Here is a 12,546-nt window from a genome sequence, read left to right as displayed (position 1 = left end):
AAGCGATTGAACTGACAGGAAGAAGTCGCAAGTTTATTGTAAAAACGATGAAAAAATTACAAGAATTGGGGATGGTTGACTGGTATGGTGCAAACAAAAATGACAGAAATCAATACTATACTTTAACGAAAAATTAGTCTATTCTCTAGGAGGTAGGAGGTAGGAGGTAGGAGGTAGGATACAGTAGGATACAGTAGGATACAGTAGGATACAGTAGGATACAGTAGGATACAGTAGGATACAGTAGGATACAGTAGGATACAGTGTTGGATATCGATTAAAGTAATATGATAATTAAAGAATAAAAATATTCAATTTAAGTTTATATATGACAGAGTTTTAATTTTAAATAGTTTTTATTTGAATTTATATATGTGTAGGAATGTTTAATGGTCGTTGAAGGTTACTATTTTGTTGGTTGCAGTATAGGTCGTAGACTATTACATAGAATAGGTAAAGAGGAGTATGAACTTTTAAAGAAATTCAATCTTGATTTTAATAAATTTTCAAATGTTGTAGATTGTTATAAAAATTTTATAAAATCTAAGAATATGTTAGAAGAGTACATTAATAAAATTGAGACAGATATAGAAGAGATGGAAAAAATATATTCTGAGTTGAAGTTTTTAGTGTTAACAAATATCCTTTTAGGAAGACTATTTGTTGATAACTGTAAAGCATTTTCTACGCAATTAAAATTAGTAGAATTGAAAGAACTGATCAGAATATATGAGCAGTACGATGAGATTCGAATTCTGAAAATATTGCGTGATTTTGGACAACATTTTTCTATTCCAGTCGATAATTTAGTGCAACAAATAGATCTCCTTAAAGAGAGGGCGACTGTTAAAATATATATTTCGAAATCTGAGCTTGAAAGAAATAAGGGTTCTAATAAACAAAATGACAAATTTATAAGTGAAATCTCAGAAAAAGAAATAGAACTTATTGAGTCTTTCAAAAAATGGTCATTTATCCTTGATAAGGTATTTTTGGATTTAAAAAGCATATACTACAATCAAATATCTTCTGAGATAAAGAGAATAGTTGGAAAGTATTTTAGTCCAGTTATATTGGGAAATAATATTTATCGACCGAATTACATAGCAATAGAGTCTTTAGACCAATCAAATATTAGTTTACCGGATAATCCAGATAAAAGATTCAATACATATAGAAATATTGCATTTACTCGGTTTAGTAGGATAGCTATGGATGAATTATTTAGTTTAGAGTTTGATAATGTTCTGTGATAATTTATCCATATAATCAAAAGTATATAGAAACTATATCTTTGATAAAATTGAAAATGTGATATACTACTTCTTAATATAGTATGTGCTGGATGATTATTTATTCCTCAACTACATAAGCTCCGAAAACAGATTTTTGGTAATCTAATGGTAATCTATTGTTTGTAAGATTGGGTTATAATTGCTTATTTGTAATGAAAATGGACTTTGAAAGCTTGGTTCAATAGCCCTTTACAGATAGTTGACTTATATCACCCAAAACCAGGTCTTAAGAAAGCTCGTAAAGCTTCACAATTTAGTAAACGTTAATTATCAGCGATATATCAACGTTTCACGGCATTCAAGATTTTTATCTTGGATGTCTTTTTTGATACAAAAATCGCAAAACTGCCTGAAAAACTGCCTGATATTTGCCTTATTGGTTGTTAGGAAGATTTTCAAGAGCAATTTCACCAACTGTTTTTGGTATTGTTTCAATGATATTAATGTAAGATAACTGGTATAGATTTGACAAAGTAGAATACATCAAAAGTGGTCTTCATCTAAAGGTTGATAACCAGTTTTTTATTACAACTTTATCGCATTCTCACCTTGTTCGAGGAAATAATGGCCTCCTTTCATTCTTCAAAGTCATCTTCCAAAATAGTAATTTTAATTGCCTCTTCAACCTTTATGAAGTGAAGAAGGATATGACGAATAATCGTTCATTGCAAGGAGCAGATATAAACCAAAGATAGCTGTTCGTTTACTAGTAGGGATAAAAACGATATTTCTTAATTAAGTTAATCAAATAATAGCAGTTTTACTGTAGATATCTGGATAGAGAATTTTTTCAAAAATTTCTTGTTTTGGTTGTTCGACAATCATCTGGAGACTATTTGGAAGGGCTGCCTAAAATATTCCTAAAAAAGGAGGTAAAGCTCACGACTCTCTTTTTATTTCTCCTTAACATCCCCATCTTTTTTTGCTATACTGTAGTTAGATAGAAAACGGTTTCAGGGGGTGGCTTATGGAAATCAAAGAAATCATGCATCTGTTGGAAGAGATGAAGGTGGGGGTTTTTGCGACGGTGGATTCGGATGGAAATCCTCATGCGCGTCATGCCCATATTATAGCAGCTAATGAGGACGGGATTTTCTTTATGACTGGTCCAGATACGCATTTTTATGGGCAGTTGATGCGGGACAAACGGATTGCCTTGACAGCTATGTCAGAGGAAGCTTATTTGATTCAGGTTGTTCGGATTGAGGGTGTGGCACGACCAGTGGAAAATGCTTACCTGAAGAAGATTTTTGAGGGGGATCCTTACTACGAACATATCTATCAAGATGCCGATAGTAATAGCATGCAGGTTTTTCAGATTTATGATGGAAGAGGTTTTTATCATAGTTTGACTCAGGGACATAAGTATGTTTTTCCGGTAGGAGAAGGTCAGAGTGGTTCTGCTCGGAGCATTTAACTATGTTTTTCTACAACTCAAAAAATAGATGTATATGAGGTATATTTCCCAGATTTATGGTAGAATATTTTCTATACTATTTGTAAAATACCAAGAGATGAAGGGAAATAGGATGAGAGAAGATATCAAAATCAATGAGCGGGCAGCAGCTCTGTCGGACCAACTGATTGCAGTATTGGAATCAGTTTATGATCCTGAAATTGAATTGGACATCTATAATTTAGGTTTGGTCTATGAAATCCATCTGGATGAGCAGGGGCTTTGCACAGTGACCATGACCTTTACGGATGCAGGTTGTTCTTGTGCGGATACTCTTCCGATTGATTTGGTCGCTGCTCTCAAGAAGATTGAAGGGATTGAGGATGCCAGAGTAGAAGTGGTCTGGTCTCCTGTTTGGAAGATGACCCGTATCAGCCGTATAGGCCGTATTACCCTAGGTATTAGCCCCAGATAGAAAAAAGTAACAATCACACGATTGTTACTTTTTTATTTATTTTTACCACTCCGGTCCATGTTCCAGAAGTCTGTCACCGCACCTGTAGAAGCAGAGGATACGGTATGAGCATATTTCCCAAGGACACCCCGGCTATAGAGTGGTGGAATCACGGTTGTTTCTTTGCGGGCTTCGATCTCCTCGTCGGAAACATGCATAGTGATTTCCTTGGTGTCTTGGTCAACGGTGACGATGTCTCCAGTTTGCAGGTAAGCAATCGGTCCGCCATCCTGAGCTTCCGGAGCGATATGACCAACTACCAGACCATACGTTCCACCTGAGAATCGGCCGTCTGTCAGAAGGGCTACCTTATCACCTTGTCCTTTACCAACAATCATGGAAGAAAGGGAAAGCATTTCAGGCATACCAGGGCCACCTTTTGGTCCGACATAGCGGACAACGACGACATCCCCGTCGACGATGTTATCAGACAAGACTGCTTCGATGGCTTCTTCTTCAGAGTCAAATACTTTTGCTGGTCCAGTATGGCTACGGACTTTTACCCCAGAAACCTTGGCCACTGCTCCGTCAGGAGCCAGATTTCCCTTGAGGATGATAAGAGGACCATCTGCACGTTTGGGATTGTCTAGGGGCATGATGACTTTTTGACCAGGCGTCAAATCAGCAAAGTTTTCCAAGTTCTCTGAAACGGTCTTTCCAGTACAAGTGATACGGTCTCCGTGGAGAAAGCCATTTGCTAGGAGATATTTCATAACAGCTGGCACGCCCCCTACTTCATAGAGGTCTTGGAAGACATACTGACCAGAAGGCTTGAGGTCGGCTAAGTGAGGGACACGCTCTTGGAAATCGTTAAAGTCTTCCAAGGTCAAATCGACGTTTGCCGCATGGGCAATAGCTAAGAGGTGCAGTGTAGCATTGGTAGAGCCACCGAGTGCCATGGTGACGGTGATGGCATCTTCAAAGGCTTCGCGGGTCAGGATATCAGATGGTTTGAGGCCCATTTTCAGCATATTGACCACAGCGCGTCCAGCTTCTTCAATGTCTGCTCTCTTTTCGGTTGATTCGGCTGGGTTGGAAGAGGAACCAGGCAAACTCATACCCAATACTTCGATAGCTGTTGCCATTGTATTGGCAGTATACATACCACCACATCCGCCAGGCCCAGGGCAGGCGTTGCATTCGATGTCACGGACTTCTTCTGCTGTCAAATCGCCATTATTCCACTTTCCAATCCCCTCAAAGACGGATACCAGATCAATATTTTTCCCATTCAAGTTACCTGGTGCGATGGTTCCGCCGTAGGCAAAGATTGCTGGGATATTCATATTGGCGATAGCGATCATGGAACCAGGCATATTTTTGTCACAGCCTCCGATGGCAACGAAGGCATCCACATTGTGTCCACCCATGGCTGCTTCGATAGAGTCTGCGATGATATCGCGTGAGGTTAGTGAGAAGCGCATTCCTTGGGTTCCCATGGCGATACCATCTGCGACAGTAATCGTTCCATATTGAACAGGCCAGGCTCCTGCGTCTTTTACTCCTTCCTTCACAACCTTACCAAAGTCATGAAGGTGCATATTACAAGGCGTATTTTCCGCCCATGTTGAAATGACTCCTACGATAGGTTGATCAAAGTTTTCATCGGTCATTCCGGTGGCACGCAGCATGGCGCGGTTGGGTGATTTGACCATGCTGTCGTAGACATTTGAGCGGTGTCTAAGTTTTTTGAGAGCTTCTTGTTCCGTCATGTCTGATTTCCTTTCTGAATACAAAAGTCTATTCCTTTTTATATTATAGCACAAATCAGCTGGAGGGAAAGGTATCTGATTAAAAAATGAGTAATTTCTGAATTTTCTGCCAACATTCCTTTATCTACTAGTATCTAGCTTATTTTTAAGCTCATTTTTGGAAACAAAGAGGGTGAAAACGATACTCATCAGAGAAAATAGAAGAAAGATAGAACCGAGTAGCCAGTAAGGTTTATCTAGAGTGGTGGACCGCCCAGATAGGTTGATGATTCCCCTTAGGAGAAATCCGCTTGTGAAAATAGCTATACCAGAATTCCAAAGATTAAAGCTGACTCTAGATAGGCTAGGCAGGAAGTGCAAGATGATCAGAATGCTAGCGCCCCCGATAAGGGGAACCAGAAAGAGATAATTCATAAAGAAGGAAAGCTCACCGTAGCTCAGACTGATATAGATACGAGAAAAGATGAAGAAAAAGAATGTTAAAAACAGATATACAATAGCTGTTTTTCTTGAACGACTGAGAGTTTGCTTAGTAACCGATATAGACAATATCACTCACCGCCCTTTCTGTAATTGTACGACCATTTGTAGTTGGTTTGTTTATGACTTGACCATTGAAGTAGAGGGTTGCAGAACCGCCACCATCAAGATTGTAGGCCGTTGTTGCTCCATAGGATTGAAGCACTTGAGCTAGCTGATAGAGGGTTAGCCCCTCACTTTCTGCAGTTCGGCCATCTGAAACGACAATAAGATAATGGAGTGAACCATCTTCTTCTTCAATCATACCGATGGCTGATCGAGGATTAGAGGACATAGCTTGACCAACCTCAGTATTGTTATTGACCACAATTTCTCCGTCTTCAACTAGACTTGGACCAAAAGCCAGTAGGTTGATAACTCCCTCCTCTACCAATTCTTTGGCTGAAATTTCATTCTCATAGATGATACGAAAACTACCGTCAGCATAGATGGCTAAGTCCCCATTTTCGGCATCATCTCGGATTGTATCCCGATAGACAACCCCATTTTTAATGACATAGCCTGTGGAATTGGCACCATAAAAATCTCCATTGACTGCTAGGATAGCCTGGTTGGCTGCTGCTATTTCTGAAGTTTTGGCAGTCACATTGGTTCCAAAAGTATTTTGGGCTAATGCAGTTTGGAGGTACTCAGGCGAAGTGATTTGAATATCTGCTACATAGACAGTGGTATTATTGGTGGTGATGGTTTCGATCGTCGCTTGAATATGTTCATCCAAATAGGAGTTGTCTGTCTGTACGGCACTAGTTGCGGTAGCGGCTTGGGATTTTGTCGGATAGGATGAAGATTCTGTCGCTTCCACAATTGCTATTGCTTCTGATAAGACAAAGGTTTTGAGCATGGAGTAACCAAAGCCTCCTGTGAGCAGGCAACCAAATATAAGAGTGTAGGTATAGGGTTTTTTATGAAATTTCATGGGAAAAAGTTTTCCTTTCTTGAAAAATAAAATATTTTTGAATAAACCAGGAAACAAAAAAGAGGAGGGTTCCGACTAAGATTTTCACGAGGTAAAGATTGATTCCCAGTAGGGTGTGAAGGAAATACTGTAGAAGAGTATCACCAACGAAGAGGAGGATTGCTAAACTAAAGTAGCCTCTCGCTGTATTCGTGATAGAACGATGATTGTGAAAGACCATACTCTTGTTCATCCTAAAATTACATACGGAACTGGTGATTCGTCCTAAGCTATTGGCTAGCAGAATCCGAGTGGCTTCAGGAAGCCAATTTAGGGAAAGCAAGACTGTCGCATAAACCAAATAGTCAATGATAAAAGCACTCAAGGACGTGAGGGCAAATGCAAAAAGATTTTTATAAATGGTTAGGCTATCTCGGATAGGTCGAAAGTGGGAGCTGGCATTGTCATCAATATAGATGGTTTCGATTGGAATCTCTGTAATCAGATAATGCTGGCTAGCCTGGATAAGCATGTTCATCTCATACTCATAACGATCCCCCTTGATGCCTAGCATAAACGGAATCATCTGTGTCTGAAAGGCTCGAAGTCCAGTCTGGGTATCCCTGATTGGCACCCCTGTTTGGAGCTTAAAGAGAATTCGGGTTAATTGGTTGCCAAGTCGGCTCCGAAAGGGGATGTCCTTGGTAAATTCTCGTACTCCTAGAATCAAGCGATTGGGTAAATGGGTAGCAGCTCGAGCCAAGCGGTCAATATCCTGGCAAGAGTGTTGGCCATCGGCATCTGCTGTTACCACGACTGCTTCTTTATCCAAGGATTGGATGTAACGAAAGGCTGTTTGAAGTGCCTGCCCCTTCCCCTTATTTTGGGGATGTTCTAGGATTGTGGCTAAGTGGCTGATCTCTTTAAAAATAGACTGTGTATCCGGAGAACTCCCATCATTAACAAGGATGATTTGGCAATCCAACTGTTGGTGAACTTCTGCCAAAAGCTTGACTAACTTTTGGTCTGGCTCATAGGCTGGGATAATCACATAGTACATATAAACACCTCTTTCTTTTTTGGTATTAGACTTACTATAGCGAGCTTTTCTAAAAGGAAACTAAAAAAATGAGCAACTCTCAATCGCTTTAAGGAGATGTTAAGGTTTAAAAAGTAGGAATTTTCTGAAAATTTTGTTGACTTTCTATGATTTTATGATATGATAATGGATATATCGAATATCTAAAAATATATCATTTCTTATAATCATGTAAACTGATGATAAGATAATAATATGATAAGATAATATAAAAGAAGGGAGGAATCTCGTTGCAACAGATACAATTAGATACAGCTCGTTCAGGAGCCTATTTAATCCTAGATACTTTGGCCCAATTAGGAGTGGAAACAATTTTTGGCTACCCTGGTGGAGCTGTGTTACCGCTTTACGAAGCCATTTACCATTATAAGGGTATTCGCCATATTTTAGCCCGCCATGAACAGGGAGCTATTCATGGAGCTGAAGGGTATGCTAAGTCTAGCGGTCGGCTTGGTGTGGCAGTCGTAACCAGCGGACCAGGTGCTACAAATGCCATTACAGGAATTGCTGATGCCATGGGAGATAGTGTTCCGTTATTGGTTTTCTCAGGTCAGGTAGCCACTCCTGGTATCGGAAAAGATGCCTTTCAAGAAGCAGATATCATCGGGATTACTACCCCTATCACTAAATACAATTATCAAATTCGCCAAACCGAGGACATCCCTCGCATCATCACAGAAGCTGTCCATATCGCGACCACAGGTCGACCAGGGCCGGTGGTCATTGATGTTCCCAAAGATGTTCAGGAAAAAATCATCCAAGCCTATAATGAACCAACTGTTCATTTACCGAGCTATCAGCCAACGATTGAACCAAATGGTATGCAGGTGAAGAAGATTTTGAAGCAGTTGAGCCAGTCTAAAAAACCAGTCATACTGACAGGTGGAGGGGTCAATTATGCAGATGCCAATCAGGAATTGATTGCTTTTGCGGAGCGTTATCACATTCCAGTAGTTTCTACTTTGTTGGGCTTAGGAACCATGCCTATCCAACACGAATTATCACTAGGGATGGGAGGGATGCACGGCTCTTATGCCTCAAATATGGCCTTGACCGAAGCTGACTTTATCCTCAATATAGGGGCGCGCTTCGATGACCGCCTAACCGGTCGGGTCGATAGTTTTGCTGTTGATACAACAGTGGCCCATATTGATGTGGATCCAGCTGAGATTGGCAAGGTTGTCAAAACAGCTATTCCTGTTGTCGGAGATGCCAAGAAGACCTTGGAGATGCTCTTGCGCTATGATAAGGTTGAAACAGATTATGCAGATTGGACAGCTCATGTCTTGGAAAACAAGCGTAAAGCTCCATTTGGCTACGATCGAGATGACACCTTTGTTAAACCACAGGAGGTCATCGAAGTCATCGGTAATCTGACTGACGGTGAAGCGATCGTTATCACAGATGTCGGTCAGCATCAGATGTGGACGGCCCAGTACTATCCCTTTAAAAAAGGTCGCCAGCTGATTACATCGGGTGGCATGGGAACCATGGGATTTGGAATTCCGGCTGCTATTGGGGCCAAGTTAGCGAATCCTGATAAGGAGGTTGTTCTCTTTGTTGGAGATGGTGGTTTCCAAATGACGAACCAAGAGCTGGCTATCCTCAATGGCTATGGTATACCTATCAAAGTTGTGTTACTCAATAATCATTCATTGGGAATGGTTCGGCAATGGCAGGAGTCTTTCTATGACGAACACCGGAGTCATTCGACCTTTGATGATGAGCCGAATTTCCAACTCCTAGCTGAAGCCTATGGGATTGCTCACTACTTATTTGACAAGCCAGCCACGATTAAGGAGGACCTAGAGGTAATCTTAGAAAACAAACCTATGCTGATTGAAGTGTCTATTTCCAATCGCGAGCATGTACTCCCGATGGTACCAGCCGGCAAGGCCAATCATGAAATGTTGGGGGTGAAGTTCAATGCGTAGAATGTTAACAGCTAAGTTACGAGATTCTTCAGGAGTTCTCAATCGTTTCACAGGTGTCCTATCAAGGCGTCAAGTCAATATCAACTCCATATCCGTTGGTCCGACTGAAGTTCCCGGCATATCGCGCGTGACCGTTATTATTGAGGTAGACAATCTGGATGAGGTAGATTTGATTGCTAAGCAGCTCAACCGTTTAGTTGATGTGGTTCGTGTCAAGGATATTACAGATATACCTCACCTGGAAAGAGAAGTTCTTCTGGTTAAGATTGCAGCTCCAGCTAGTAAGCGTGCAGAGATTTTAGCCATCATCCAGCCTTTTAGAGCCAGTGTGGTCGATGTCGCTCCTCATTCTATCACTATCCAGATAACAGGTGATGCCAATAAAATTGAAGCTCTCCTTCGAGTTGTTCAACCTTATGGCATCAAAAATCTGGCGAGGACGGGGGCCACTGGTTTCAGTCGTGACTAATGCTCTTTGAAAATGAACCCTGTACTGCGTTGACTCGACTTGGTGAACTTCAGTTCTACCTTCGTCTTCGTCGCCTAGTCTGGCAGTCGTTTTCTTTGAATATTCACGGTATTCAATCAACCAAAAAAATCATAAAATAGAAAAGAGAAAAAAATGGCAGTAAAAATGCAATATGAAGCAGATGTAAAAGTTCCAGCCCTTGATGGCAAAAAAATTGCTGTAGTGGGCTATGGTTCACAAGGTCATGCCCATGCTCAAAACTTACGTGACACAGGCCATGACGTCATTATCGGTGTACGTCCTGGTAAGTCCTTTGACAAGGCTAAAGAAGACGGTTTTGATACCTATGAAGTAGCAGAAGCTGCTAAATTAGCGGATGTTATCATGGTCTTGGCACCAGACGAAATTCAAGCGGACCTTTATAATGAAGAAATTGCACCAAACTTAGAAGCCGGTAATGCACTTGGTTTTGCCCATGGTTTCAATGTGCACTTTGAGTTTATCAAAGTCCCAGCTGATGTAGATGTTTTCATGTGTGCTCCAAAAGGTCCAGGTCACCTTGTGCGCCGTACCTTTGAAGAAGGATTTGGTGTTCCAGCATTGTATGCGGTCTATCAAGATGCGACTGGTCATGCAAAAGACATCGCTATGGATTGGGCGAAAGGAGTCGGTTCTGCGCGTGTTGGTCTCTTGGAAACAACCTTCAAGGAAGAAACAGAAGAGGATCTTTTCGGCGAGCAAGCTGTTCTCTGTGGTGGTTTGACTGCCCTCATGGAAGCTGGTTTTGAAGTTTTGACGGAAGCTGGTTATGCTCCAGAGTTAGCCTATTTTGAAGTACTCCATGAAATGAAGCTTATCGTTGATCTAGTCTATGAAGGTGGTTTCAAGAAGATGCGTCAATCTATCTCCAATACTGCTGAATACGGTGACTATGTATCTGGACCACGTGTCATTACAGACCAAGTTAAAGAAAATATGAAGGCAGTCTTAGCAGATATTCAATCTGGTAAGTTTGCAAATGATTTTGTCAATGACTATAAGGCTGGTCGTCCGAAAATGCAAGCCTACCGTGATGCAGCAGCTAATCTTGAGATTGAAAAAGTTGGTGCAGAATTACGTAAGGCTATGCCATTTGTTGGTCGCAATGATGATGACGCCTTCAAGATTTACAACTAATCAAGATAGAACAAAACGGGATTGGCCCGTTTTTTCTCTCTAAAAAAAAAACACAAAGTACACTTCAGTTCTACCAAAGTAGGTCCGAAGATTTTCTATAATTTAATTGCTAACTTTTTCAGGATATGCTATAATATACAAGAGCTGAAAGACTTGACCAGACGAGTGTAGATTCTTATCGCCTTGCTGAAAAGAATGTACTTTATGGTAAAGTAACGAGTGAATACAGTAATGAAAGAGGAGAAAAGACATGCTTTCAGCTAGAAAAGTTGAAGAGGCTTATCAAGTCTTAAAAGAGGTAGTGGTCAGGACTTCCCTGTATTATGACCGATACCTGTCCGAGAAATATGAGGCTGAAATCTATACCAAGCGCGAAAACGAACAACGAGTTCGCTCCTTCAAGATTCGAGGAGCCTATTATGCCATTTCACAGTTGACCAGTCAGGAAAAGGCCAATGGAGTTGTGTGTGCTTCGGCTGGAAATCATGCCCAAGGGGTTGCATATACCTGTAATGAAATGAAGATTCCAGCTACTATCTTTATGCCCGTAACAACCCCTCAACAAAAGATTAGCCAGGTTCAGTTTTTTGGGGGTGACTATGTGACAATTCGTCTGATAGGGGATACCTTTGACGAATCTGCTCGAGCAGCTTTAGATTTTGCTGAGGAAACAGAAAAAATCTTTATTGATCCTTTTGATGATAACAATGTTCAGGCTGGTCAGGGAACGGTGGCTGTTGAAATTTTAGAGCAGGCCGATCAGCAAGGCATTGCCTTTGATCAAATCTTAATACCAGTCGGTGGAGGCGGTCTGATTGCAGGAGTGTCAGCTTATTTGAAAGACCAAGCTCCTGAGATCAAGCTAATCGGTGTCGAAGCCAGTGGTGCACGTTCCATGAAAGCTGCTTTTGATAAGGGAAGGCCAGTCAAGCTGGAGCAAATTGATAAATTTGCAGATGGTATAGCAGTGCAGAAGGTCGGTGCAACTACCTATGAAGTTGCAAGAAAGTATGTAGATCAGTTGATTGGTGTAGATGAAGGCTGGATTTCTGAGACCATCCTAGATCTTTATTCTAAGCAAGGAATTGTGGCGGAGCCTGCAGGCGCGGCCTCTATAGCTGCCCTAGATGTCATAAAAGACCAGATTAAAGGCAAGACCATCTGTTGTATCATTTCAGGCGGTAACAACGATATTAACCGTATGCCAGAAATGGAAGAGCGCTCACTCATCTATGCAGGGGTCAAGCACTATTTTGTAGTCAATTTCCCCCAGCGTCCAGGTGCCCTTCGCGAGTTTGTAAATGATATTTTGGGAGAAAACGATGATATCACCCGTTTTGAGTATATCAAGCGTGCCAATAAGGGGACGGGACCTGTTCTCATCGGTATTGCCCTAGGTGATAAAAATGATTTTCCCGCTTTTATTTCTCGGCTAGAAACTTTCGACCCGAACTACGTTAACCTACATGAGAATGATTCTCTCTATCAAATGTTGGTTTAGTCTATTATTCAGAGG

11 protein-coding genes are annotated in these 12,546 nt (G+C 41.2%); 7 read left to right on the top strand and 4 right to left on the bottom strand.

Going from position 1 to position 12,546, the window contains the following annotated elements:
• Positions 1-389: 389 nt before the first annotated feature.
• From F602_RS0101085 to F602_RS0101070, 3 genes are all read left to right on the top strand, one after another.
• Positions 390-1,253 (top strand): hypothetical protein, encoded by an 864-nt coding sequence (locus F602_RS0101085; RefSeq protein WP_018166125.1) that lies wholly within the window; start codon positions 390-392, stop codon positions 1,251-1,253.
• Between the two features lie 1,009 nt (positions 1,254-2,262).
• Positions 2,263-2,712, top strand: a complete 450-nt coding sequence (locus F602_RS0101075; protein WP_018166124.1) for a pyridoxamine 5'-phosphate oxidase family protein — start codon at positions 2,263-2,265, stop codon at positions 2,710-2,712.
• Positions 2,713-2,824: 112 nt separating this feature from the next.
• A complete protein-coding gene (locus F602_RS0101070) occupies positions 2,825-3,166 on the top strand; it encodes a metal-sulfur cluster assembly factor (RefSeq protein ID WP_018166123.1) in 342 nt (113 codons plus the stop codon).
• 32 nt (positions 3,167-3,198) lie between these two features.
• Here F602_RS0101070 and ilvD read toward each other — a convergent pair whose 3' ends face one another.
• From ilvD to F602_RS0101050, 4 genes are all read right to left on the bottom strand, one after another.
• The gene (ilvD, locus tag F602_RS0101065) at positions 3,199-4,917 is read right to left on the bottom strand and encodes a dihydroxy-acid dehydratase (protein WP_018166122.1); all 1,719 of its coding nucleotides are present in this window, start codon (positions 4,915-4,917) and stop codon (positions 3,199-3,201) included.
• 120 nt (positions 4,918-5,037) lie between these two features.
• The gene (locus F602_RS0101060) at positions 5,038-5,331 is read right to left on the bottom strand and encodes a hypothetical protein (protein ID WP_245537557.1); all 294 of its coding nucleotides are present in this window, start codon (positions 5,329-5,331) and stop codon (positions 5,038-5,040) included.
• A 115-nt stretch (positions 5,332-5,446) separates the two neighbouring features.
• A complete protein-coding gene (locus F602_RS0101055) occupies positions 5,447-6,373 on the bottom strand; it encodes a phosphodiester glycosidase family protein (RefSeq protein ID WP_018166120.1) in 927 nt (308 codons plus the stop codon).
• The gene (locus tag F602_RS0101050) at positions 6,360-7,412 is read right to left on the bottom strand and encodes a bifunctional glycosyltransferase family 2/GtrA family protein (protein WP_018166119.1); all 1,053 of its coding nucleotides are present in this window, start codon (positions 7,410-7,412) and stop codon (positions 6,360-6,362) included. The genes F602_RS0101055 and F602_RS0101050 overlap by 14 nt, the downstream gene beginning before the upstream one ends.
• 269 nt (positions 7,413-7,681) lie before the next feature.
• Between F602_RS0101050 and F602_RS0101045 the strand changes: the two genes are divergently transcribed.
• From F602_RS0101045 to ilvA, 4 genes are all read left to right on the top strand, one after another.
• Entirely contained in the window at positions 7,682-9,385 is a 1,704-nt protein-coding gene (locus F602_RS0101045) for an acetolactate synthase large subunit (protein WP_018166118.1), read from the top strand.
• Entirely contained in the window at positions 9,378-9,854 is a 477-nt protein-coding gene (gene ilvN / locus F602_RS0101040; RefSeq protein WP_018166117.1) for an acetolactate synthase small subunit, read from the top strand. Before F602_RS0101045 ends, ilvN begins: the two co-directional genes overlap by 8 nt.
• A gap of 153 nt (positions 9,855-10,007) precedes the next feature.
• On the top strand, positions 10,008-11,030 hold the full coding sequence (gene ilvC, locus F602_RS0101035; protein ID WP_018166116.1) for a ketol-acid reductoisomerase: 1,023 nt from the start codon (positions 10,008-10,010) through the stop codon (positions 11,028-11,030).
• Between the two features lie 250 nt (positions 11,031-11,280).
• Complete coding sequence (gene ilvA / locus F602_RS0101030) at positions 11,281-12,531, top strand: threonine ammonia-lyase IlvA (protein WP_018166115.1); 1,251 nt, start codon at positions 11,281-11,283, stop codon at positions 12,529-12,531.
• Positions 12,532-12,546 lie beyond the last annotated feature (15 nt).

The organism is Streptococcus minor DSM 17118, assembly GCF_000377005.1.
In the GTDB taxonomy this organism is placed as follows: domain Bacteria; phylum Bacillota; class Bacilli; order Lactobacillales; family Streptococcaceae; genus Streptococcus; species Streptococcus minor.
This window is presented reverse-complemented; position numbering and strand designations above follow the sequence as displayed.